Annotated in this window: 21 protein-coding genes; 8 read left to right on the top strand and 13 right to left on the bottom strand. The window is 39.6% G+C overall.

The window, feature by feature from the left end; all coding sequences use genetic code 11:
- Position 1: 1 nt before the first annotated feature.
- Entirely contained in the window at positions 2 to 679 is a 678-nt protein-coding gene (locus AAFN64_RS02265; RefSeq protein ID WP_300491371.1) for a DNA/RNA non-specific endonuclease, read from the bottom strand.
- Between the two features lie 247 nt (positions 680 to 926).
- Here AAFN64_RS02265 and AAFN64_RS02260 point away from each other — a divergent pair, with 247 nt between their 5' ends.
- Positions 927 to 1,445, top strand: coding sequence for a hypothetical protein (locus tag AAFN64_RS02260; RefSeq protein ID WP_347759152.1), 519 nt, complete (start codon positions 927 to 929; stop codon positions 1,443 to 1,445).
- 49 nt (positions 1,446 to 1,494) lie between these two features.
- Here the strand turns inward: AAFN64_RS02260 and AAFN64_RS02255 are convergent, their stop codons facing one another.
- The 4 genes from AAFN64_RS02255 to AAFN64_RS02240 all read right to left on the bottom strand — a co-directional run bounded on the left by AAFN64_RS02255 (position 1,495) and on the right by AAFN64_RS02240 (position 5,941).
- Positions 1,495 to 2,019, bottom strand: coding sequence for a hypothetical protein (locus tag AAFN64_RS02255; protein WP_347759151.1), 525 nt, complete (start codon positions 2,017 to 2,019; stop codon positions 1,495 to 1,497).
- The gene (locus AAFN64_RS02250) at positions 1,997 to 2,482 is read right to left on the bottom strand and encodes an N-acetyltransferase (RefSeq protein ID WP_347759150.1); all 486 of its coding nucleotides are present in this window, start codon (positions 2,480 to 2,482) and stop codon (positions 1,997 to 1,999) included. The genes AAFN64_RS02255 and AAFN64_RS02250 overlap by 23 nt, the downstream gene beginning before the upstream one ends.
- Positions 2,483 to 2,621: 139 nt before the next feature.
- Positions 2,622 to 3,728, bottom strand: a complete 1,107-nt coding sequence (locus AAFN64_RS02245) for an ABC transporter permease (protein WP_347759149.1) — start codon at positions 3,726 to 3,728, stop codon at positions 2,622 to 2,624.
- Positions 3,728 to 5,941, bottom strand: a complete 2,214-nt coding sequence (locus tag AAFN64_RS02240) for a carboxy terminal-processing peptidase (protein WP_347759148.1) — start codon at positions 5,939 to 5,941, stop codon at positions 3,728 to 3,730. Before AAFN64_RS02240 ends, AAFN64_RS02245 begins: the two co-directional genes overlap by 1 nt.
- A 185-nt stretch (positions 5,942 to 6,126) precedes the next feature.
- On the opposite strand from AAFN64_RS02240, the gene surE reads away from it, so the two are divergent.
- From surE to AAFN64_RS02215, 5 genes are read left to right on the top strand one after another with little or no spacing between them, the layout of a single operon-like run.
- Positions 6,127 to 6,903, top strand: coding sequence for a 5'/3'-nucleotidase SurE (gene surE, locus AAFN64_RS02235; protein WP_347759147.1), 777 nt, complete (start codon positions 6,127 to 6,129; stop codon positions 6,901 to 6,903).
- Positions 6,904 to 6,909: 6 nt separating this feature from the next.
- Positions 6,910 to 7,182 carry a hypothetical protein gene (locus AAFN64_RS02230; RefSeq protein ID WP_347759146.1) on the top strand — a complete coding sequence of 91 codons (273 nt, stop codon included), beginning with the start codon at positions 6,910 to 6,912 and terminating at the stop codon, positions 7,180 to 7,182.
- A 10-nt stretch (positions 7,183 to 7,192) separates the two neighbouring features.
- The gene (lpxB, locus tag AAFN64_RS02225) at positions 7,193 to 8,305 is read left to right on the top strand and encodes a lipid-A-disaccharide synthase (protein ID WP_347759145.1); all 1,113 of its coding nucleotides are present in this window, start codon (positions 7,193 to 7,195) and stop codon (positions 8,303 to 8,305) included.
- 46 nt (positions 8,306 to 8,351) lie between these two features.
- A complete protein-coding gene (locus AAFN64_RS02220; RefSeq protein ID WP_300491307.1) occupies positions 8,352 to 8,999 on the top strand; it encodes a C40 family peptidase in 648 nt (215 codons plus the stop codon).
- Positions 9,000 to 9,044: 45 nt separating this feature from the next.
- Entirely contained in the window at positions 9,045 to 11,078 is a 2,034-nt protein-coding gene (locus AAFN64_RS02215) for a ComEC/Rec2 family competence protein (RefSeq protein ID WP_347759144.1), read from the top strand.
- Here AAFN64_RS02215 and AAFN64_RS02210 read toward each other — a convergent pair.
- From AAFN64_RS02210 to AAFN64_RS02180, 7 genes are read right to left on the bottom strand one after another with little or no spacing between them, the layout of a single operon-like run.
- Positions 11,075 to 11,533 (bottom strand): thioredoxin fold domain-containing protein, encoded by a 459-nt coding sequence (locus AAFN64_RS02210; RefSeq protein WP_347759143.1) that lies wholly within the window; start codon positions 11,531 to 11,533, stop codon positions 11,075 to 11,077. The genes AAFN64_RS02215 and AAFN64_RS02210 overlap by 4 nt on opposite strands.
- Before the next feature lie 11 nt (positions 11,534 to 11,544).
- Positions 11,545 to 12,009, bottom strand: a complete 465-nt coding sequence (locus tag AAFN64_RS02205; protein ID WP_300491300.1) for a thioredoxin family protein — start codon at positions 12,007 to 12,009, stop codon at positions 11,545 to 11,547.
- 12 nt (positions 12,010 to 12,021) lie between these two features.
- Positions 12,022 to 13,791 (bottom strand): oligopeptide:H+ symporter, encoded by a 1,770-nt coding sequence (locus AAFN64_RS02200; protein ID WP_347759142.1) that lies wholly within the window; start codon positions 13,789 to 13,791, stop codon positions 12,022 to 12,024.
- A 22-nt stretch (positions 13,792 to 13,813) separates the two neighbouring features.
- Positions 13,814 to 15,325, bottom strand: a complete 1,512-nt coding sequence (locus AAFN64_RS02195) for a peptide MFS transporter (RefSeq protein WP_347759141.1) — start codon at positions 15,323 to 15,325, stop codon at positions 13,814 to 13,816.
- A 3-nt stretch (positions 15,326 to 15,328) separates the two neighbouring features.
- Positions 15,329 to 16,987 carry a peptide MFS transporter gene (locus AAFN64_RS02190; RefSeq protein ID WP_347759140.1) on the bottom strand — a complete coding sequence of 553 codons (1,659 nt, stop codon included), beginning with the start codon at positions 16,985 to 16,987 and terminating at the stop codon, positions 15,329 to 15,331.
- 24 nt (positions 16,988 to 17,011) lie between these two features.
- Complete coding sequence (locus AAFN64_RS02185; protein ID WP_300491292.1) at positions 17,012 to 18,688, bottom strand: peptide MFS transporter; 1,677 nt, start codon at positions 18,686 to 18,688, stop codon at positions 17,012 to 17,014.
- Between the two features lie 32 nt (positions 18,689 to 18,720).
- Entirely contained in the window at positions 18,721 to 20,892 is a 2,172-nt protein-coding gene (locus tag AAFN64_RS02180) for a DPP IV N-terminal domain-containing protein (protein WP_347759139.1), read from the bottom strand.
- A gap of 211 nt (positions 20,893 to 21,103) precedes the next feature.
- On the opposite strand from AAFN64_RS02180, the gene AAFN64_RS02175 reads away from it, so the two are divergent.
- Positions 21,104 to 22,420, top strand: coding sequence for a hydroxymethylglutaryl-CoA reductase, degradative (locus AAFN64_RS02175; protein ID WP_347759138.1), 1,317 nt, complete (start codon positions 21,104 to 21,106; stop codon positions 22,418 to 22,420).
- 6 nt (positions 22,421 to 22,426) lie between these two features.
- Positions 22,427 to 23,344, top strand: a complete 918-nt coding sequence (locus AAFN64_RS02170) for a GYDIA family GHMP kinase (protein WP_347759137.1) — start codon at positions 22,427 to 22,429, stop codon at positions 23,342 to 23,344.
- A 71-nt stretch (positions 23,345 to 23,415) separates the two neighbouring features.
- Here AAFN64_RS02170 and AAFN64_RS02165 read toward each other — a convergent pair whose 3' ends face one another.
- Positions 23,416 to 25,515 carry a peptidylprolyl isomerase gene (locus AAFN64_RS02165; protein WP_347759136.1) on the bottom strand — a complete coding sequence of 700 codons (2,100 nt, stop codon included), beginning with the start codon at positions 25,513 to 25,515 and terminating at the stop codon, positions 23,416 to 23,418.
- Between the last annotated feature and the right edge of the window lie 13 nt (positions 25,516 to 25,528).

Below are 25,528 nucleotides of genomic sequence, written 5' to 3'. Positions count from 1 at the left end.
TCTAATTAAAACTCCACGCTTTATAATCGCTGTTTTTTTCAAATTTATTTTCGATAGCATCCGGTAATTGCGGAAAGAAATCGATACCGGTGAGTTTTTCGATCGTATCCACATCGACTACAAATTCGTATAACGGTCGGTCGCTTACAGCATGTGGAACCAGGAATCCGATCATTTTATCCCCTTTTTTGGTCATCAATACTTTATAGAAATAATTCGGTACAGCGACATTTTCTTTCCCGATGGTTTTTAAATTTTCGGACAAAACGCCTCCGGTTACCACATATAATCCATCGTATTTCGTAGCCCAATACCGTACTTTTTGCTCCAGTCGGTTCCAGACACCATCGTTAAAATGATGCAATTGCGGAGCGATATTAGACGTCAGAAATGTTTCTTCAAACATTTTATAGTTCTTTTTCCGATCACCGGCCGGGCACAAATGTCCTTTATCATAACCGGATTGTTTGTAGTTCCGCCAGCTCGCCGATCCGGATTTCACATCTTTATCTTCGGTAAACAACGGGCGTTTAAAATCCCGGTTGGACAAATCATCTTTTGTTAGCGTATAGGCTACCCATTCCGCTTGTTCATAGGGTTCGGCATAGGAAAAGGAATACGCATCATGGTTGATCACCACTCCGGTGGTCGAAGTGGGAAAATAGTCAAAATTTGCCATCGTAAAAGTAGCGGATGTACTATCGACATCGGTCACAATTTCCTTTTCAGGCACTCCGGACAAGGATGTTTCTATTGCCGTTGTTGTTTTTTTATCACATGAAAACAAGAAAAAAAACACCAAAAGGAGTTTTATCAGAAATACAGGTCGTTTCATCGCTATTACTGCAGGCATGGCTTGATTTTTGTTACATTTGTAAAGATAATAAATAGTTATAACCCTTTTAAAATTAATAAAAGTAGTATCTATGAGAGTAAAATTGATGGTTGCACTAGCTGTTATTTCAACACAGTTTAGTTTTGGACAGGAAATTTCGAAAGAAACCGTTAGCAACAATGCCGAAACCCACCTTTCGCAAAGCCTTGAAGATTTAAAAAAGATTAACGAAGAAAAAGAGCGACTGGAAAAAGCAAAGCTTAAAGAACACGAATTAGCACTTAAAGAAGCCGAAAAGCAACGTAAAGCGGCCGAAAAAGAACAAAAACGACTGGCCAAAGAATTACAGAAGGCTGAAAAAGCCAAAAAAGATATCGAAAAGGCTCAGAAAAACGTTCATAAAGCGACCGACAGATTAGCCGACAGTCAGAAGGATTTGGACAAGCAGTCTTCAAAGTATAAAACCTTAAAAGATAAAGACAAGCTTACTGCCGAAGAGGATATCAAATGGAAGAAAAAGCTGTTAAAGCTAACCAACAAAAATAAAGAGCGTAAAATTGAATTACAGGAAGCCCAATTAAACCTGAAAAATTTAAATCCAAACGCCTAATTCATAAAATTAAAGAGGGCTGTTTCAAATTGAAACAGCCCTCTTTAATTTAGAAATCCAGAATCAAACGATTCTGAACATACTTAGCTTCTTCTTTTCTGATCTTCTTATCTATTTGTATTTCGTACTCCTTTTCTTTTTCCAACAATTTATACCAATATAATGCAGGTATAAAATTATTAGAGTGTAGTTCTAAACGAATAATTATTTTCTTACTTGGAGGTTTCCCCATATTCAGAATCGAATTTAATTCTGATTCCGATACCTTTATGTCTTCAGCAAAATCTTTGTTAATTTTATATCTGAGGTTTATATACTTCTTCAAAAAAAAGGGAAGAGAAAGCTCAGCATCATAAATATCTGATTTTAAATAATCTTCTATCTGAAAGCGTAATTGCTGCACGCGTGCATATAGCAATTGACTATCTGTTAATGGCTTTACATTCTTTTTCCTAAACCGTTTTAACTCATCAGCAGCTTCTTCTTTTTGTTCAACCGTTAGGTTATTTCTAAAAACAAATGAATCAGCAAGTTCTTCCGGTGAATATTTTTTATTTAATTTCTCCGCTTTCATCTATATACTTTTCTATAATTCTAAACAATGCCAATCCTTCTAAACATATATGTTTACCGGCATCTTCCATTCCATATTTAGTAATGTAATGCTTTTTTAATTTCGTTTTAGGAATTAGTGACACACATGCTATTTCAGCATAATGGTTTACAGCTTCCTTACAAGCAAAACCAATAAGATTACCTGCTATGTCATCATATTGTTTTTCTTTACCTCTATTTTCTTTTGAAACGGCTAAAAGATTGATTTCGATTCGACTCTCTTCTGGATAATGTGTTAGTGATATCAATCCTAAAATAACTTCACTTTCTAAAATTCTTAGTTTATATACGCAGTTTTGTCGTTCCGTTTTCCAGTTAAAGAAAAATCGTGCCTTTGTTATCTTTTTGTAATCCTGATCTGTAACCCGTTCAATACTTATTTCTTTAAACACTTTCGTATTGACCGCCACAATTCCCCACATAAGACCCTGTACTAGTTAAAGTTACAAAAAAAGGCAATAATTTACAAATTTTGTAAATTCAACTTTCTAAAAAGGGAACAGCATCCGGACAAAATTGAACGCTAAATAGGGTAAACGACTTTATTTTGAGATCATTAAATTACGTCTTTACATCGAGTGCATCGCGCAATGCATTTCCAATCATCATAAAGGCCAGAACAAGTAGCAACATGGCTACACCCGGAATAATCGCCAGATACGGTTTTCCGAGGATGATATAATTGTAGTTATCTTTGATCATAGCGCCCCAACTCGGTACGGGTAACTGGGCACCCAATCCTAAAAAGCTTAATCCGCTTTCGACCAGAATCGCCGAAGCAAAATTGGCCGCCGAAATTACGATCACCGGTGCCATACTGTTTGGCAATATATGATGGAATATAATCCGACTGTTGGTATAACCTAAGGCGCGTGCCGCGGTTACATATTGCATTTCTTTAATCCCCATAACCTGACCGCGGACCACACGGGCAACTTCGACCCACATTGTAAGTCCAACGGCAACAAAAACCTGCCAGAATCCTTTTCCTAAGGCCAATGTAATCGCAATGACCAGGAGTAAAGTCGGAATCGACCAGATTACATTGATAAGCCACATCACCATCGCATCGATCTTTCCGCCGTAATAACCCGCCAAAGCACCAAAGAAAATCCCAACCACCAATGAAATCAAAACGGCTACAAATCCGATGGCTATCGAAACCCGTGATCCGATGATCAGACGGCTAAGCAAATCGCGTCCCTGATTATCCGTTCCTAAAAGGAATTTCTTTTGGGAGATAAATTCTTTTTCAATCGTTTTATTATCAACCGCTTTTCCAAAAGCCGATAATGGAATTTTATCGGAAATGACAATACTCTTATCTTCCGAATACTCGTCAAAATACAAGCTGTCGTTTGCTATTTTATAACTATTGATCGGTTTTTGCATAACCGTTTCCGGATGGCCCGTGAAATAATCATACCAATGACTTTCGGGTTGGTTTTCCAACGGAACCTGTAACATCGTCACTTTAAAACCGGGTTCTTTCGAGCGAATTGCCAAATCACCCCAGTTGGCATATTGTGTAGTATCCGGTGCTAAAAAATAGCCAAAAATGGAAATGAATACCAGAACGGCTATAAATACAAAACTGAAAACGCCCCAAAAATTCCTACGGAATTTCTGGAGCGCTAAAGCAGTAAGCGATTGATTTGATAAACTCATTAATTTACTTTATCAACTATTTTATTTTTTTTGTCTTTTAATGTGATGGAACCTTTAACATCTTTTCCACTACTTTTCATATCGTTTAGGATATTCAACGCTTCATCTACATATACATCGCTACTTAGGCTTTCATGCCAACGCTCTCTTTTTTGAGCCAGTACGGTGTCGTTTTTAAACATTTCTTTTTCGTAAGGTAAGGATCCGAATGATAAATTGTTTTTATAATCGGCTAGTGCTTTGAATTTTTTAGCGGTATTTTCAACTGCTGTTTCTTCAGCGCGGAACTTGTTAAAGTTAAGACTCAATGTATTCATATCCTTACGGGAACTAATCCATTTAGCGTTTTCGTCGATCAATTTGAATTGCTCGTTTGTCGCCATACGCTCTTTACTTTTTGCAATGGCTGGCGCAAAATCCAATCCTTTTACCGGTTGGTAATTGGCCGGGTCAATTTTATCCCATGGCATCGCATTGTCGATATCACGCTCACCCATATCGATATACGAATAACGATCCGGCATTACGATATCACTCAATACACCCTCGCGTTGTGTAGAACCTCCGTTAACACGGTAGAATTTCTGCGTGGTTGTTTTTAGCGCACCCAAGTCACCGTAAGGGTTGCTTCGGATAAACTGGTTCAGGTCGATAACATTTTGTACCGTTCCTTTTCCATAGGTATGTTTACTTCCAATCACAACTCCACGTTTGTAATCCTGGATAGCTGCTGCAAAAATTTCGGATGCCGAAGCTGAGAAATTATTCACCATTACCACCAACGGTCCGTCCCAGTGTACTTTTGACTGTTTGTTATATAATACTTCTTTTTTACCGTTAGCCGATTTCACCTGAACCACTGGTCCCTGATCAATAAATAAACCAACCATATCTACAACGGTTTGTAACGATCCACCACCATTGTCTCTAAGATCCATTATAATTCCCTGAACGTTTTGCTTTTTAAGGCGTTCGATTTCCTGAGCCACATCTTTAAAAGCGTCTCTTTTATCTTTATTCTCAAAATCGATATAGAATTTCGGAAGATTGATGATACCGTAAGTAGTATCCCCTTTTTTCACAATCGATGATTTGGCATAGGTTTCCTCAATTTCAACCACCTCGCGGACAATTGGAATCACTTTGATCGTTCCGTCTACTTTTTTAACGGTCAGACGTACCTCGGTTCCTTTTTTACCTTTGATTTTTTTCACGACATCGTCCAAACGCATTCCAACCACATCTACCGGTTCAGCATTTCCTTGAGCCACTTTCATGATCACATCACCCTGCTCCAGTTGTTTTCCTCTCCATGCTGGTCCTCCCGGTATAAGTTCGGTAATTTCGGTATAGTCATTTTTCTTTTGCAAACGGGCTCCGATTCCTTCCAGGCTTCCGCTAATGCTGATGTCGAATTTCTCTTTGTCGTCTGGTGCAAAATAAAAAGTATGCGGATCAAATCGTTCTACAATTGCATTCAGATAAACTGAAAACCAGTCATCACGATCCAATTCCTCAATAAATCCAAAATACTCATCCAACGATTTTAATGTCGTTTCACGGGAACTTTTCTCCAATTCCTCCATGGTTTTTGGCTTGGAATCGGATTCTTTTTTGGCTGTTGTTCCTTCTTTTTTGGTTCCTTTATCTTCTTTCTCTTTTTCCTGTAATTTCAGCTTGTCGGTTACAGAAGACAATACATTTAGTTTCAGCTGTTTTTCCCAACGGTTTTTTAATTCCGTTTTGTTTTTTGAAAACGGCTGTTTGTCATAATCCAGACTGATTTGTTCCTCTGTATTAAAGTTAAATGGACGTGCAAGAATGTCTTTGTAAACGCCTTTAGCTTCTCCCATTCGTTCCATCAAACGGGTATATGTAAGGTCAAAAAAGGTCAGATCCTTATTGCGGATCATATCGTCAATCTGTGTTTCGTATTTTGAAAATTCGTCGATATCCGACTGGACAAAGAATCGTTTCGAAGGATCCAGAGCCGAGATATATTCTTTATAAACACTTTTTGAAAACGCGTCATCCATCTGCACCGGATCATAATGCCCTTTTTCCAACACGAATGTCAGCAATTCCAGTAAAAGACGGTCTTTTTCCGGATCTGATTTTTTAGTGGGCATAAAACTCCAAAGTATTGCTGACAAAGCGGTTATCAACAATACAATCTTATAATTTCTTTTCATAAACTGCCAAAAAGTATTCATTACTATTTTTCAACTAAATTACATAAAAAAGGACGCCACTCTCTTAATATACGGATAATTTTTTGTTAAAGGTTTCTTTTTATTAGTGAATCATCAGCCCTTTCTTAAAATTTCAAAAATCAAAAATTGTACCAGAACAAATTTAGAAATTGCGTACTTTAGCGAAACTTAAAAAAATGCCCGAAATGAACAAAAAACCTTTGATTCTGGTAACCAACGACGATAGTATTGTCGCACCCGGAATACGCGCCTTAATTGCGGTTATGAAAGAAATCGGTGATGTGGTTGTAGTGGCTCCCGACAGTCCGCAATCGGCTATGGGACATGCGATTACCATTAACAACACACTCCATATTGAAAAAGTCAAAATCGATGCTGATCTGGATATGGAATACAGCTGTTCCGGAACTCCGGTAGACTGTGTCAAAATTGCCGTACATGAAATTTTAAAGCGCAAACCGGATCTTTGTGTTTCGGGAATCAATCACGGTTCGAATTCTTCTATTAATATTATTTATTCGGGAACGATGAGTGCCGCGGTAGAAGCCGGTATCGAAGGAATTCCGGCCATTGGTTTTTCGTTATTGGATTTTAGCTGGAATGCCGATTTTGAACCGGTAAAGGCTTTTGTTAAAAAAATCACGTTGGAAGTACTGGAAAAAGGATTACCCGACAGTGTTATTCTAAATGTGAATTTACCGAAATTACCGGCAGACGAAATCAAAGGAATCAAAGTATGTCGCCAAGCCAAAGCCATGTGGGAAGAGCGTTTTGACAAAAGAACCAATCCGCAGGGAAAAGATTATTATTGGTTGACCGGCGAATTTATCAATCAGGATAAAGGTGAAGATACCGACGAATGGGCGTTGGCCAACGGTTATATTTCCGTAGTTCCGGTTCAATTTGACTTAACGGCGCACCATGCCATCCAGCAACTGAACACCTGGAATCTTAATCCTTAAAAAACTATGGCTAAAAAAGATCTTATCATCGGATTTCTTATCGGTATCGTGGCCGCTTGTATTGGCGCCGGAATTTTTCTGTTGCTATTTACCGATATCCGCAGTATTGAAGGATTGCATTTTATCCGTCAACAGCATTTATCCGGAAAAGTGATCACCTTGGGCGCTATCGCCAACCTGATTTGTTTCTTTGTTTTATTAAAATTTCAGAAAGAAGAAATGGCACGCGGTGTTGTACTGGCAACGTTTTTTTTGGCCATTCTAACCGTTCTATTATAATCGTACCAACATGAAATACTATATTATTGCCGGGGAAGCTTCGGGCGATCTGCACGGTTCCAATCTGATAAAAAGTCTTTTAAAATACGATCCCACAGCCGAAATCCGCTTTTGGGGTGGCGATCTGATGCAACAAGCCGGCGGAACATTGGTCAAACATTACCGTGATCTGGCTTTTATGGGTTTTGCAGAGGTTGTTATGAATCTGAAAACGATCCTTACTAATATCAAATTTTGCAAAGCCGATATTCTGGCGTTCCAACCGGATGTGCTGATTTTTATCGATTACCCTGGTTTTAATATGCGTATCGCCAAATGGGCAAAAGCGCTTGGTATGAAAACGCATTATTATATCTCACCACAAATCTGGGCCTGGAAAGAAAACCGTATTCATGCCATTAAACGCGATGTCGATAAAATGTATGTGATCCTTCCGTTTGAAAAGGATTTTTACGAAAAAAAACACCAGTATCCGGTCGACTTTGTAGGCCATCCGTTAATTGACGCGATTCATAACCGACCAAAAACCGATACCGAAAAATTTAGAAAAGAGCATGATCTGGACGACAAACCGATCATTGCGTTATTACCCGGTAGTCGGAAACAGGAAATTTCCAAAATGTTATCCGAAATGCTATCGGCGGTCGACAGTTTTCCAAACTATCAATTTGTGATTGCCGGTGCGCCGAGTCAGGATTTTGAATTTTACAAACAATTCCTGACCAACAAAAGAGTACATTTTATTTCGAACAAAACCTACGATCTGTTAAGCGTGGCGCATGCGGCGTTAGTAACATCCGGAACCGCAACCTTGGAAACCGCGCTTTTTAAAGTACCGGAAGTTGTCCTTTATAAAGGGAACTGGATTTCGTATCAGATTGCCAAACGCATTATCACCTTAAAATATATTTCACTCGTCAATCTTATTATGGATCAGGAAGTCGTAACCGAATTGATCCAGGACGATTGCAACCCTAAAAAAATTAAAGCGGAACTGCATAAAATATTAGAGCCGAATCATCGTTCTAAAGTATTGGCTGCTTATGATTTGCTGGAAGAAAAGCTCGGCGGAGAAGGCGCAAGCGACAAAACCGCCCGTTTAATTATGGATAATTTAACATAAGCCGAAAAAATTATTTCCCTAATTTTGTTGAAAAGCGTTTGAGAATATGAGAAAGGTTATACAAGTATTGGTTTTATTATTTCTGGTGGTTTCCTGTAAAACTGCCGCTCCTACCATTATCACCTCTAAAAAAGAAGCCGAAAAAAAAGGAGTTTACACCTATTCCGAAAGAACAAAATCCAAAACTGTAGCCGTTTCCGATAAAAACGCCAAACCGTCCGAATCTAAAAAAACGGATAAGAAAAAACGAAAAATTGTAGACAGTGATGTTCCGGAAAACGATATCATTGTGAGCAACGAGAATGAAAGTTATCTGGCCGAACAGTTAACCAACAGTGCGATGGATTATCTTGGTGTTCGCTATCGCGGTGGCGGAACAACGCGCGAAGGAATGGATTGCTCCGGATTGGTTACGGCGGTTTTCAGTTCGTTTGACATGCAATTACCCCGAAGTTCCAACGACATGGCCAAAGTGGGCGAAAAACTCGAATTTAAAGATATTAAACGCGGTGATCTGGTTTTCTTTAAAACCAATGGCAGACGCATCATTAATCATGTCGGACTGGTTGTAGAAGTGGCCGAAGACGAAATAAAATTCATCCATTCGTCGACTTCCAGCGGTGTGATCATTTCATCAACAAAAGAGCCATACTACGAGCGTTCTTTTGTTCAGGCCAACCGAATGGTGAACTAATCCCGGTTTTTATTTTTCGCAATTTTTCAATACCTTATTATTTCCATGAAGGTATTGCGATATCCCATATTCGGAATTACGTGTTGCTTTGTATCCGGAATTGTAGTCGATTTTTATACAAAACCGGACACAACGATCCTTTTTATAGCCCTTGCGATTTCATTTGTCCTGTTTTGTGTTTGTTATGGCTATTCCAACCGGCATTTTATACAACAAAACTATTTCGGACTTAGTGTTTATCTGTTGTCTTTTCTCAGCGGAAGTTTTGCACATCAGCTCCATTATGCGCCAAATAAACACGGACATTATAGTCATTATTTACTCAATGATGGACATTATCCGATCCGGGGCGTTATCACGGAACGTTTAAAAACCAGTGCTTCTTTTGAAAAGTATCTTTTTAGGGTGTCGGAGATCAATCACCAAAAAGCAAACGGAACCCTTTTACTATATGCTCCCAAAACAATTGTCCTTCCCAAACCTGTAATTGGCTCCGAAATACTTCTATACGATGCTGTAGCCGCTGTACCGAAAAACAGAAATCCTTTTCAGTTTAATTATGCCGATTATATGGCCAAACGGAATGTGTTCCATCAGATGTATCTGAATCGGGACAATTTTATAGTAATTGGCCATTCCAATACCATTACGAGTCGGATCGCCGCGTATCGCGATCGCTTACTCGAAGGTTTTGAAAAGCATCATTTTAAACCGGAAACACAACATATTATCAATGCGTTGGTATTGGGACAACGACAGGACATGGATCCTCAAACCGTCTCTGCCTATGCTAATGCCGGTGCCACGCATATTCTGGCTATTTCCGGACTTCATATTGCACTTTTATACGGAATCCTCCTTTTCCTGACAAAACCGCTAAAAAGGATTAAAAATGGCAAAACACTACAACTCCTGATCCCAATAGTGCTTCTTTGGTTTTATGCCTTGCTAACCGGGTTTTCGGCCTCGGTGGTTCGTTCGGTAACTATGTTGAGTTTTTTGAGCTTTGGTCTTTTTTTAAACCGCTCTGCAAACAGTTTTCAGGGTATTTTGGTTTCCCTGTTATTATTAGTCGCTATTAAACCCAATTTTATTTTCGATATTGGTTTTCAACTGAGTTATATGGCTGTTTTTGCTATTATTTCCCTGCAAACTATTTTTCAGAAAATCCGATTACCGAAAAATCCGATTCTCCGTTATGTTATAGGAATCGTATGGGTTTCGTTTGCCGCTCAGGTTGGCGTGCTTCCGTTATGCCTTTACTATTTTCATCAGATTCCGTTATTATTTATAGCATCCAATCTGGTCGTACTACCAATGACAACCCTTATTCTGACACTCGGCATCCTACTGACAATCCTGAATTTTATCCCGGGAAATCTTATCTTATTTTTAGGAAAAGCACTGTCGTTTCTGATCGAAACCATGAACGCGTATATCGGCTGGATCGCTTCTTTCCGTTCGCTAACGCTTCGTAATCTTTCCTTTAATACCGAATTGCTGTTTGTTCTTTATATCGTAATGATCGCTTTGTTTTTATGGTTCCGAAAACGAACTCCGATCCGATTAATGGGATTGCTTTCGACACTTATCCTATTGCAAATGACCTATTGGTTTACGCTATATATGATCAGAAACAAGGAGGAACTGGTTGTCTTTCATCAGCAACAACACACGCTGATCACGATCAAAACCAACAATCACATTAAGGTGTATTCGAACGACAGTTGTATCACCAAAAACCGCAACCTGCAATCTTATCGGAGTGGATTGTTTTATCCTGAAATTCAACAACACCCCTTGCGGAATACGCTTTTTTATAACGATCAGAAAATCCTGATTGTTGATGGCGATGGAATATACGACACAATTCAAAAGCCGGACATCGTCGTGTTGATCAATCATCCAAAAATCAATCTCGATCGACTGATTGGTTTGGTACAACCAAAATTGATTCTGGCCGATGGTACCAATTATAAACGCGAAACAGCTCGTTGGGAAGTGAGTTGCCGGAAAACAAAAATCCCTTTTTACGCTACCGGTAAAAAGGGATTTTTTTCAATTGCTAGTATCAATTAACCTTTTAAATCTTTTAGCAATTCCTCAGGAGTTCTGTAACCCACCAATGGTGACTGTACATCTCCTTTTTTATCTAAGATAAACATCGACGGATACCCCTGAACCTGTAAAAACATGGTAAATTCATGGATTCCGTTTCTTCCCCTTCTGTTCGCATCGAAAGTCGGGTTCGTATATTTTTTGCCTTTGTAGTTTACTTCCGAGTTTCCTTCGGCATTAAATTTTACGGCATAATAGTTTTTCGAGATATAATCCGCAACGGTTTTGTCGCTAAATGTATTCTTGTCTAATAATTTACACGGTCCGCACCAATCGGTATAGACATCCATAAAAATAGGTTTCGGATTTTTCTTTTGGGCTTTGATTGCCTCATCAAACGTCATCCATTTGATTTCCTGCGCCTGGGCAGCAATTGCTCCAACGGTTAGGAACAATAGTAATAGTATTTTTTTCATTGCTTTTTATTTTATTTTTTGATTATTTGATTTGCTCCTGTTAACCAGGCTGCCGGTCCGCCAGCGACATATCCGGTACTTCCCAGTTTTTCGAAATTAATTTTTCCTTCTTTTTCCGTTGCTTTTACAAACCATACCGTCGGATAGCCTCTAACGCCAAATAACTGCATCAGTTGGTTGTTGGTTTGTTGCACTTCGGGTGCCAATGCTTTTCTCCGTGGAAAATCCAATTCTACCAAAATTACATTTTCTTTAGCCCAAGTAACAAATTCCGGCTGAAAAAACACTTCCTTTTGCAATCGGATGCACCAGCCGCACCAATCGCTTCCTGTAAAAAACAGAAAAAGGGGTTTGTTTTCTTTTTGCGAAAGCTGTACCGCCTTTTTAACATCCGTATGCCATTCCAACGATGTTTCCTGTGCGTTTGTTAGCATCGAAACCAGTGCAAATATGCATACAAAAACTAATTTTTTCATGTACTAAAACATTTATTTAACACCATGCATTAATTTTTTCAATACCGGATTCAATAACATGATACAACTACCCGCTACAATCGGCACCAGCGTAAAGATCAGGAAAAAGGTTGTCATATCATAATCCCGAACCACATCATCGATCATTCCTCCAACACTAGCCGCCAGTTTGTTTCCGATGGCGATACCCAGATACCACATTCCAAACATAAAAGCAATCATTCGCGGTGGTACCAATTTACTCACATAGGATAGTCCTACCGGTGCCAGACACAATTCGCCTAAAGTGTGGAATAAATACGCCAGGATAAGCCAGATCATACTAACGCGTACGGTTCCGGCTACGGCTCCCTGCGGAATCACCGACGCACCATAGGCCAATACGGCATAACCCAGTCCCATAATGATCAGTCCCAATCCGTATTTAACCGCCGCACTTGGGTTGTATTTACTATCCCACCAACGGGTATATAACGAGGCAAAAACAATAATAAAAAAGGAGTTTAGGATACTAAACCAGGAAACCGTCACTTCGGATGCTGTACTTGTGAATTCGCGGTATAACATCCAGATTACGATGCCCCACATTAATCCGAAACAGATAAACAGGGTAATGTTCGAACGTAAAATCTGAGATCGTGTTTGTTTAAACAATAAAACCAAAACCCATGTGATAATCGCCAGTGGGATTACCGTTAGTAAGGTGTTTACGATATTAAAAATCACCAATGAATTTCCATCCAGTGCACGGTCGGTAAAATCACGGGCAAAAATAACCAGTGACGTTGCCGCCTGTTCAAACGATAACCAGAAGAAAACGGTAAAAAAAGCAAACACGATAAACGCAAACATACGATCGCGTACCACACGTTCGTAACGTACAATACGACTGATTGCCAAAAACAGGAACAACACCAGTCCGATTATAATTACAACCAATGGTCCAGTCAATGTTTCTTTTGACACTAAAAATTCCTGTGGCAAAATATTGATTTTTCCGATTTTGGATAACGGATCGTTAAAAATATACAACACACCAATTAGCGATGTGATCACGATCAGGATTTTATCGATTGCGGTGAACGGGTTGCGTTTTTCGGTGGCATCGATTTCGGCATCTTTTTTCGCTTTATCCGGTACATCGCCAATGGTTCCGAATAGCGGTTTGGCCATCCAGAATTGCAACGTTCCTAATAACATAAAGATACCGGCCAATCCGAATCCCCAACTCCATCCGATTTTTTCCGCCAGATAACCACAAAGCATCATTCCGAAAAAAGCACCGGCATTAACCCCCATATAAAAAATGGTATAGGCACCGTCCTTTTTTTCCGGCAGGTCTTTGTACATCTGGGAAATAATCGAGGTCATATTCGGTTTAAAGAATCCGGTTCCAATAACCAGTAATCCCAATCCGAGGTAAAGCATAAACTCGGTTTCTACAGCCATAGCGGCGTGACCGAGGGTCATAATGGCGGCTCCAATTACAATTGCCCAACGGTAACCAATATAACGGTCGGCTATCATTCCACCCAAAATTGGGGTTAAGTATAGCAATCCGGCATAGGTTCCAAATAAGGCGCCAGCGTTTTCACTACTCCATCCCCAACCCGGCATATCGACTCCGACTATGGCCATTGTAAGGAAATTTACCAATAATACGCGCATTCCGTAAAACGAAAAACGCTCCCACATTTCGGTAAAAAACAATACGAATAATCCTGAAGGGTGTCCTAATACTTTGGTTTTAAAAAAATCGGGGTTTGCTGAAGTTGTTGCCATTATGGTATGCTTATTTATTGTGTTATTTAACGCCCTGCATTAGTTTTTTAACGAGTGGTGAAATAACAATCAGTATGATCCCTGCAATCAGGGCGTAAAGAGCCAATTGCTTGTAGCCATCGGCATAGATATTTAATTTTTCAAGGTTGGTGGCGTGCTCGGAAGCTTCGGCAATATTGGCACCTAATATTCCGGCAAGATATTGTCCATAGGCACTGGCCAAAAACCACATCCCCATTAATACCGCCTGTAATTTTTCGGGTGATAATTTGGTCATCACCGACATTCCGATCGGCGACAAGCATAATTCCCCAAAGGTGATCACAAACCAACCGAAGGTAAACAAGTCTAATCCGGTCATACCGTTTACATCGGCAAAGAATTTGGTATAGTAAAATACGTAGAAACCACCCGCTAAAAACAGGAAGCCCAATCCGAATTTTACGATGGTATTTGGTTCGATTTTTCTACGCGCCATCCACAACCAAATCATTCCAACAAAAGCAGCAAAGACAATTACAAAAAAAGAGTTTGCCGAGTTGTTGACACCATTCGGATCGAATTTCATTCCGAACATGGTATTGTTTAGGTTGTTGGCTGCGAAAAGGCTTAACGATCCGCCACTTTGTTCGAAGAACGCCCAGAAGAAAATCGAAAAGATGATAAATACCAAGGCCGCTAATAATTTTTTATTTTCGGCTACTGAGTAGTTTTTCATTTCATAGAACAAATACAATAACGAACACGGCCCGATGATATACATAAAGATGTCGGTGTATTCTGTTTTAGACACCATCGTCATGATGATTGGCAATACGATTAACGATCCGATATAGGTTGCGTATTCGTATAGCTTTCTTTTGGATGTTTCCAGATGCAATAGCGGCGAAAGTCCGATTGGACCAAGGCTTTTCTGCGTTTGCGTAAACGTGATCAAACTGATAAACATCACCACTGAAGCAAAACCAAAGGCTACATTCCAACGCAAATGTTCCGGCACCATACTACTTAGCATACTTCCGTTGGCAACTGCGATACAAATATAACCACCGATTAAAGCTCCCAGGTTAACTCCGGCATAGAACAACGAAAATCCTGCATCTCTACGGATATCGTCATCTTTATACAATTTCCCAACCATGGTTGAGATATTCGGTTTAAAGAATCCGGTTCCTACAATGGTAAAGCTGATTCCGAAAAAGAAAAACTGCTTCGGATCGATCGCCAGAATAACACTTCCCACGATCATTAAAAGTCCACCCCAAAACAGGGATTTACGATATCCTAAGATTTTATCGGCAAATAATCCTCCGATAAAAGTAAAGGCATATACGAATGCCTGTGTGGCGCCATATTGCAGGTTGGCCACTTTTCCATTCATCATTAGTTGGCTTACCATAAAGATCACCAACATTCCTCTCATTCCGTAAAAACTGAAACGTTCCCACATTTCACTAAAAAACAAGTACCACAATTGTTTGGGGTACTTGCCTTTAAAACTTTGTATTTCTTCTAAAGTTTCTCTTGTATTCATATGCTAATTTATTCCTTTTTCTTTCATAATGGCATTTAACCATTTCAACAACACAAACATCATTAAGGATGCGGTTAGCAATAAGCTAAAATTGACCCAGAAGAAATCTGTTTTGTCTTCGTAGGTATCCCACATACTGGCCAGTACACCACTTAATTTGTTTCCGATTGACGTTGCTAAAAACCATCCTCCCATCATTAACGAGGTAATATTGGTTGGGCTTAACTTGGAAACCACTGATAATCCCATCGGACTTAAAAACAGTTCCCCGATCGTGATCACGCCATAGTTGGCTACCAACCACCATACGCTAACTTTTTCGGTTCCGTTACCGCCCATTTTTACCGCTGCAACCATAACCAATACCGATAAAGCTGAAATCAGTAAACCGAAAGCGATCTTGGTTGGTGTTGACGGTTCTTTACGACGGCTGCGAAGGAAGGTAAAAAAGGCGACTACCAAAGGCGTTAAGATGATCACCCAACCCGGGTTAATCGACTGACTTAAATTGGTGGCCCATAAACTTACTTTCGATCCTTCGGCCGGTAATTTTTCCGGTGCTACGTTTCTAAAATATAACGGATAATTGACTTCTTTTTTAACCACTCCGTTTTCTTTTTGCAAACGGAACTGTGCATCGTATAATTCGACGGAGTCTTTTTTGTACTCAACTTCCTTGGCCAGTTTTAATCCGTTAAACACTTTTGAAGTGGTACCGGTTGTCTGACGATCGGTATAACGATCGGCCCAGGTTGTCAATGCCGAACCGTTTAGTTTGAAAACGGCCCAGAATAATATTACGACACCGAAAATGGCCAATAAGGCCGCAATCGGTCGTTTGTCTTCTGTTTTTGCTTTAAAATATAAGCTGGAATAAAACAATATTACCGGAATACAGGCAAAGATAAAGGCATCGGTACTATCGGATCCGAAGATATAACTGTCCGGATTGGACTCGGAAGCCACTCCTTTTAGCAACCATCCGATTACTCCAAATACCGCCGACGGTACCAAGATGAATAATACGATTTTCCAGAAAGGCATATCACCTTCCTGTACGCCTTTTTTATGATCATAACCCGCATAATGCTTGGTTCCCATCAGGAATACGAATACTCCGATAAACATTCCCACACCGGCAGCCATAAAAGCCCAGTGCCATCCTAACAGGATTTGCAGTGCTGCTCCGAAGAAGTTACAGATAAAGGCACCTACGTTAATTCCCATATAGAAAATATTGTAGCCTTCGTCTTTTTTGTCTTTGTATTCTTCTTTGGAATAGAAGTTTCCTAACAAGGTCGAAATATTCGGTTTAAAGAATCCGTTACCAACAATAACCAGCGTCATTGCAATATACAATACGGTAATCGAATGCACGCCCATCAAGAAATAACCGAGTCCCATCAGGATTCCTCCCAATACAATCGATTTGCGATACCCCAGATAACGGTCGGCTATTAATCCGCCCAAAAAGGGTGTTAAGAATACTAATGCAATAAAAGTTCCGTATAAATCGGAGGCTTCTTTTTCGGTCATTGCAAAACCGGCTTCCACGTCTTTTAGATAAAGCGTGAAAATACCGATCATCAGATAATAACCGAAACGTTCCCACATTTCGGACAGGAACAAAAATGGCAATGCCTTTGGATGTTTATTCCACATAGCTGCTTTTTAAAGGGATTAAAATTATCTTACTCCGTGCATCATTTTCTTAAGAACCGGAGTCAATAAGAATAATACTACTGATGCAGCACCACACAATACTACGAATACCATAAAGAATTCGAATAGGTTGTGGATTTCAAATCCTGCGAATACACGGTATTGCGCACTGATTTGATTATCGGCCAATAATTTTAATTGTTCAGCTGTTGGTGTTACGGTTTTGTCTAAAACTGCCTGAAGGTCGATTCCTAATTCCTGAGCTTTTTTGAATTTATCTCCCGTTGCCGGTAAGATCGATCCCAATGTTCCTGCTAATGCATATCCGGAAGCATTCGATAAGAAGAATACACCGTATAATAGGGATGCAAAACGTTTTGGTGATAATTTACCTACTAACGATAGTCCGATTGGCGATAAACACAACTCACCACAAGTTTGAATTAAATATAATAAGATTAACCATTTGATTGCCAATAAGCCACTGTTTCCAAGGTCTTTTACATTGTAAGCAATAATAAAATAACTCACTGCAATTAGCATCAATCCGAAAGCCTGTTTCATTGGTGAAATCGGCTCGTTTCCTTTGGCTCTTAATTTATCCCATAAGATACTGAACGGAACGGCTAACATTACAACGAATAATCCGTTAAAGATCTGTACCATTGACGGTGGCATTTGCCATCCGAAGAAGTTACGATCGGTCTGGTTATCGGCGATAAACGTTAACGAAGAACCTGCCTGTTCGAAAGCTGCCCAGAAAAAGATTACGAAAAACGAAACGATATAAATTACTAAGATTCTGTCTCTTTCAATTTTTGTTAATGATTTATCCGATAAAATCAATCCGGCCAATGTAAGACCACTCGCATAAATCATCGAGTAAATTACGTTTTGTCCTACTGCATAATGGAATAAAAATCCTAATCCTACAAAAGCGATAACCGCAACGATTAATGAAGTCGTTGAGAAATTCGCTTTTTGTGCTTCACCTTCTTCGAAATCGGAAGCATCATGTCCTGATGGTAATCCTCCCAGTGGTTTTCCTTCCGGCGTTACCACATATTTATTTTTAAGGAAGAAGAATACCGCTGTACCAATGGTCATTGCCAAAGCAGCTGCTAAGAATCCCCATTTGAACGCATGGATGTCACGCATTCCACCGGCATCTTTTACGTCACCTACAATCGGACAGATAAATTGTCCTAAGAAAGCTCCGATATTGATCCCCATATAGAAAATGGTAAAAGCCGTATCCAATTTGCTTTTTTCCTGTTTTGGATACAAACTTCCCACCATACTGGAAATATTCGGTTTGAAAAATCCGTTACCAAAAATGATAACCCCTAAAGCCGCATACATTAATGTTTTGGCTAATTCTAAATTGTTTGGAAATACCGTAGCACTTGCAAAAAGCAATAACTGTCCGATGGCCATTAACGAACCACCCAACATAATACAGTTACGGTTTCCTAAAAAACGGTCGGAAATAAATCCACCCAACATAGGTGTCAGATAACATAAACCAAGAAATCCACCATAAATTAAGGAAGCTTCTTCCTCTTTCATCATTAAGGAGTTAACCAGGAATAAGGTTAACAATGCACGCATTCCATAGAAGTTGAACCGCTCCCACATTTCGGTTCCGAATAATACCCAAAGTCCCTTTGGATGTCCTTGTTTTACATTCTGTTCGCTCATTTGCTTCGTTTTTGGTTTTTGGTTTGGTTTAATTATAGTTTTTCTTTGATAAAGTTGGTCATTTTAGTATACAACTGCAAACGGGTTTTACCGCCGTAGATACCGTGGTTTTTGTCCGGATAAATCGCCCAGTCAAACTGTTTGTTTGCCTGTACCAATGCTTCCACCATTTTCATGGTATTCTGTACGTGTACATTGTCATCGGCCGTTCCGTGGATCAAAAGGAAGTTTCCTTTTAATTTCGCCACATGGGTGATCGGTGAATTGTTGTCATATCCGGATGCATTCTCCTGAGGTGTCTGCATGTATCGTTCTGTATAAACGCTGTCATAATATCTCCAGCTGGTAACCGGAGCCACAGCAATGGCCATTTTAAACGTGTCGTTCCCCTGGAAAATACAGTTCGACGACATAAAACCTCCATAACTCCAACCAAAAATTCCAATTCTGGCTTTGTCAACATAAGGGTAGTTACCGATTACTTTTGCTGCATCGATCTGATCTTCTACCTCAAATTTTCCTAATTCTTTATAGGTGCATTTTTTAAATTCCGCCCCTTTAAAACCGGTTCCGCGTCCGTCAACACAAGCTACGATATACCCTTGTTGCGTTAACATCGCAAACCAGTAATCATCGGTATTGTTCCAGTCGTTGTTTACCTGTTGTGATCCCGGTCCGGAATACTGGTACATAAATACCGGGTATTTTTTGTTCGGGTCAAAATCTTTCGGTTTAAGAATCCACGCGTTTAAACGGTTTCCTTTTTCAGTGGTTAATTCAAAAAACTCTTTTGTTGGTAAGTCGTATTTTGCCAGTTTGCTTTCCAAAGCTTCGTTCGAAACGATGGTTTTTACAAGCTTCCCGGTTTTGCTTTCGTTAAGCGTATAGCGCGGTGTGCTTTTAGCACTTGAAAACGAATTGATAAAGTACTCAAAATTCGGACTAAACGTCGCCGCATTGGTACCGGTTTCCGTAGTTAGTCTCTTTTTGTCTTTTCCGTTTAATTTGATGCTGTACACATCACGGTTGATAGAACCGTTTTCTACCGACTGATAGAAAATTGTTCCCGTCTTAGTATCGAATCCGTAGTAGTTGGTCACTTCCCATTTCCCTTTGGTAATTTGGTTGATCAACTTTCCGTTTTTATCGTAGTGATAAATATGGTTAAATCCGTCTTTTTCGCTGGTCCAGATAAAACTGTTGTCTTTTAAGAACGTTAGGTTATCCGTTACATCAACATAAGCTTTGTCTTTTTCGTTTACAACGATTTTTGTCGCTCCGGAATTTCCGTCAACAAATAAAAGATCCAGATTGTTCTGATGGCGGTTTAACACTTGCGCACTTAACGTATTCGCTTCATTTGTCCATTTGATACGGGCAATATAGAAATCGTTGTATTTATCCAGGTTGATTTTTTTAGTCGCTCCGGTTTTTACATCATATACATGTAACGATACAACGGCATTCTTCTCTCCTGCTTTTGGATATTTGAATACGTATTGTGTCGGATATAATCCTTGATTGTACATGTCCATAGAGAATTCCGGCACTTCGGTTTCGTCAAAACGGATAAATCCGATTTTATCGCTTCCCGCATTCCAGTCGAAAGCACGTACAAACGAGAATTCTTCCTCATACACCCAATCGGTAATACCGTTGATGATGTGGTTTTTCTTTCCGTCTTTAGTGATTTGAGTGTGTTTTTGAGTAGTCAGGTCGTACACGTATAAGTTGTTGTCGTGTGCATATCCTATTTTAGTCCCGTCCGGTGAGAAGGTTGGCTCCTGAATTTTATAGTCGGCCAGTTTGGTCAGGGTCTTTTTGGCAATATCGTAGATAAAATAATCGGCTACAAAAGAATGGCGGAAAATCTGATCGGAATTATTCGCAATTAAAATTTTCTTTTCGTCCGGGCTAAAGCTATAACTGTCTATTCCGTCCAGTTGTTTGTGATCTTTAGAGTCGATTAGCGCGGTGACTTTGTTTAGTGTGGCAAAATCATACAGATCGATTTGTGACGACCGCGTATTCCGGTCATAATTCAGAACGGTATACTGATTCGTGTTCTTCATCGCTTCTAAAGCAGTCATTCCCTGCGTTCTAAAAGCACCGCTCCAAATCTCTTCGAGCGTAATTTTTTGTTGTGCTACCGCTGACAGTGAAGTCAGTAACAGTAGAAATAACGATTTTTTAAAGTAATTCATTTTGTCAAATGGTAAAAAAACTTCCAATTTTAGTGAAAATTTATCAATTAGCCATAACTTTATGTGTTAAATGCAAATTCAATTTTCGCATTTAAAGTCAATTTTATAAGTTTTTACTGTAATTTTTTCCTTAAAAAAACGTATTTTAAAAATTATCCCCGATTGCATTTTCGAAATCTTATCTTTGCAGTAGAATTCAAGATGCCTAAAAATGACGAAAGCTATTGCTGGATTTTCGAAGTTGTCGAAAGAAGAAAAAATCAACTGGATTGTGAATACCCATTTTAACAATCCGGACAGTGCCAAACAAGTTATCACCCAATATTGGAATTCCGACGAAGCCCTTCAAAAGCTTCACGATGAGTTTATTGAAAACACGATTTCCAATTTCTATATGCCTTTTGGTGTGGCACCCAATTTTTTGATCAACGGAAAAAATGTGACCATTCCAATGGCTATCGAAGAGAGTTCCGTCGTGGCAGCAGCGTCAAAAGCCGCTAAATTCTGGTCCAATCGCGGTGGTTTTAAAACCACGGTAATCAGTACCGAAAAAATCGGTCAGGTACACTTTATGTATAAAGGTGCTGCCGATAAACTGGATGCCTTCTTCCACACCATCAAACCGAAATTCTTTTCCGAAACCGGAAGCATTACGAAAAACATGCAAAAAAGAGGTGGCGGAATTATCGATATCAACCTGCGCGATAAAACCGGCGAACTGGAGCATTACTACCAGCTTCATGCTACTTTTAATACCAAAGACAGTATGGGGGCCAATTTTATCAATTCCTGTCTGGAGCAATTTGCCAAAACCTTAAAAGAAGAAGCGCTTCAGTACGACGCGTTTTCCGAAGAGGAAAAGCAAATCCAGGTCGTAATGAGCATTTTGTCTAATTATGTTCCGAATTGTCTTGTTAGAGCGGAAGTTTCCTGCCCGGTAGCCGATTTAAAAGAAGACAAACACATTTCGCAGGAAGAGTTCGCCGAAAAGTTCGTTCGTGCCGTTCAGATCGCCGAAATCGAACCGTATCGCGCCGTAACACACAATAAAGGAATCATGAACGGTATCGATGCCGTCGTGATTGCAACCGGAAATGATTTCCGCGCGGTAGAAGCCGGCGTACACGCTTTTGCTTCCCGAAACGGAAAATATTCGAGTCTTTCGCATGCCAAAGTCGAAAACGGTATTTTTACCTTTTGGCTGGAAATTCCATTGGCATTGGGAACAGTAGGCGGTCTAACCGGCTTACATCCACTGGTTAAAATAGCACTGGAAATGTTAGGACATCCATCGGCCGAGGAATTGATGCAAATCGTAGCCGTAGCCGGACTGGCGCAAAATTTTGCCGCTTTACGTTCGTTAACGACAACCGGAATTCAACAGGGCCATATGAAAATGCATTTGATGAATATCCTGAATCAGTTTCAGGCTACCGAAACCGAACGTCAGCTTGTCACAACTCATTTTGAACACAACACCGTGAGTCATTCGGCTGTAGTTGACTATTTAGCATCTTTACGTAAATAATTCATTTTGAAAAAGACTTTTTACAGCAACGGAAAACTCCTGCTCACCGGCGAATATGTCGTTCTGGACGGTGCGAAGGCAATTGCGCTTCCCACAAAATACGGTCAGTTTCTCGATATTGAAAAAGGCCCGGAGCAAATAATACGCTGGCAAAGTTATGATGCCGATTCCAGTGTCTGGTTTGAGGATCAAATTTCGTTTGACAGTATTCGCAATAAGGAAAATTTCGGACCGCAAGCCGGAATCAAAAATACATTGGTCGAAATTTTGTATGAAGCCGCTCAGCTTAATCCGGATTTTCTTAGTTCCGATACCGGATATAGTGTAACGACGCGTTTAACGTTTCCACGATTATGGGGACTTGGCACCTCTTCTACTTTGATCAACAATATCGCACAATGGCTTCAGGTGGATGCCTATCGTTTACTGGAATCCAGTTTTGGCGGTAGCGGTTACGACATTGCCTGCGCTCAAAACAATACCCCTATTATTTACCAATTGACGCGTTTTAAACGACCAATGGTAACCCCTTTACAGTTGGATTTATCGTTTCGCCAAAATCTGTATTTTGTGTATCTCAATCAGAAGCAAAGTAGCAAATCGGCGATTATGAGTTATTACGACAAACAACAACGTATTGACAAAATGATCCCTAAAATCGATGCGCTAACGGAAGCGATTCTTGTTTCCAACGATCTGTATCAATTCGGTTCGTTGATCAATCAGCACGAAAGTATTCTAAGTGATATTTTGGAAATGGAAACCGTTAAGGAACGCTTTTTCAACGATTTTAAAGGCGTTTTAAAGAGTCTTGGCGCCTGGGGCGGCGATTTTATACTTGCCATAGCACCAAATGATCCTACGGCTTATTTTAAAGAGAAAGGCTTTCCGATTGTTATTCCCTATTCTGAAATGATTTTATAAAAAAATAACATCATAAAAAAAGGCATCCGATTTTCATCGGATGCCTTTTTTTATTGACTACAGTCGGTATACTATTGTAACGCAGCTCTGTTATCTTCAATTTTAGCAGCTGCTTTTAGGGCAGCGATTATACGGTATGAAGAAGCGCCTTGTGTTTGCGTTTTGATTTTTGTAGTGTAAGAAGCATAGTTTGGTAAAGCCGGAGCTTTTACTACGTCTTTCGTTCTGATCATGAAAACAGCCATTTGACCTTCGATTAATTTTGAAGTTTTTCCGTTTCCTAATCCGAAAGCAGTTCCCACAACTTTAGGCTCTTGTCCGATGTTCGGGATACTTGGGTTGTCGATTGTCACATTTGAAGCTACGTTAACAGCAGCACCTGATTTTTGTGAAACCGCTTCCAAAGTAGCGCCTTGCATTTTAGCTTTGATTTTCTCCGCTTTTTTCTGGTTTTTCAGGATTGGTAATACCGTTTGTTTTGCTTCTTCTAAAGAAATCAAACCGGTTTCGTTTTTCCCTTTTAATTTTGCGATGATATGCCCTTCAAGGTTGTCAAATTTCTTAACAGCACCTTCTTTTGTATCTCTTCCAAATGCCCAAAGTACAATTTGTCTTTGGTTTTGAAGTCCCGGAAGACTTTCGTCTGTAGCTTTAACGTTCATAGCCGGAACTACCGTTAATCCCATTTCTTTTGCAACTTTGTCAAAATCTTTATCCGCAGCTTCTGCTTCTAATTTTGTAGCTTTTACATAAATCGCATCAGCAGTTGCTTCAGACGGTTCGATTTTTTCTGCAATCGTAGCCAAACGAACGGCATCGTATTTATCGTCTACTTTAATTACGTGGAAACCATATTCTGTTTCTACCATTCCAATTTTACCTACCGGGTTGTTGAATACGAAATCGTTGAACGTTTTCACCATTTGACCTGGCTGGATGTTATCATACATACCTCCGGTTTGTTTTGATCCCGGATCGTCTGTATTTGTCATTGCCAACATCGCAAAGCTTGATGGATTTGCCTGTGCTTGTTTTAACAATTCTTCTGCTTTTGCTTTTGCCTCTTCTTTTGTTCTGGTAATACCTGGCATTTTTCCGGCATAGCTCAATAGAATGTGACTTGCTTTTGCAGTAGCACCACCTTTTCTACCCATCATTTTAGATAAACAGTAGTAACCGTTGTGGATGTATGGTCCGAATACTTCTCCTGTTGGAAGGTTAAATAACTGCTCCTGGTTTTCCAATGGCAGGTCTTTTTTCGCAACATAAGACGAATCGTATTTGATATCAGAATTTGCATTTACAAACTCTTCTACGTTTTTAGCACCTTTAAAACCAGGTAACGTATCGTTAGTTCCCGTTTTATCGTTGTAAACTACACGTCCGGATAATAATCCTGTGATTGTTTTCTTCATTTCATCCTCGTCTTCTTTAGACGGTTTGTTTTCGAAGAATACGTATTCTACCTCACGAGAGTTGTCTGATTTATATTTTTTAGGATTTTTCTTAACATAATCCAAAATTTCGTTATCCGAAACTTTTACTTCATCATCGTTGATTGTAGTATATGGAACCGCTACATAGTCGAAATTAACTTTGTCGTTTTCTCTTTCGTAAGCAAATTTACCATCGTTCTTAGTCGTTACAAGACCGGCTTTAACCATAGTATAATACATTTGCTCAGTAGCCATTTGCTGCAATTGTTTTTCATACGCCAACCAGTTATTCCACTGATCCGGCTGTGATGATTTGATGCTGGCCACAAATTCATTGAATTTATTTACGTCAAACTGACCGGCAGCATTTAAAAATCTTGGATCCTGAGCAAAGTTAGGATTCTGTTTGATTACGTTAATCATTTGCTCTTTTCCGATTTTTAAACCGATTTTTTCAAATTCAGCGTCTAATAGGATTTGTTTCACTTCCTGCTCCCAAACTCCGTTTGAAGCTTGTGTATTGCTCATACCCTGGCCGTTTTTTTCTGCCATAGATACTTTTTGCAAAAAGTCCTGAGCTGAGATATCCACTCCATTTACACTACCTACATTGCGTGTACTTTGTTTAAATCCTCCGCTTTGAACAACATCTCCAATTACGAATGCTAGCAAACAAAATCCGATAACTCCAATTAAAAGGATCGAACGCTGTCTAATTTTTGATAAAACTGCCATCTTTTATGATATT

Source organism: Flavobacterium sp. CAU 1735 (assembly GCF_039888695.1).
GTDB lineage: Bacteria > Bacteroidota > Bacteroidia > Flavobacteriales > Flavobacteriaceae > Flavobacterium.
Note: the sequence above shows the minus strand (reverse complement) of the source record. Positions and strands in the feature narration are given on the sequence as shown.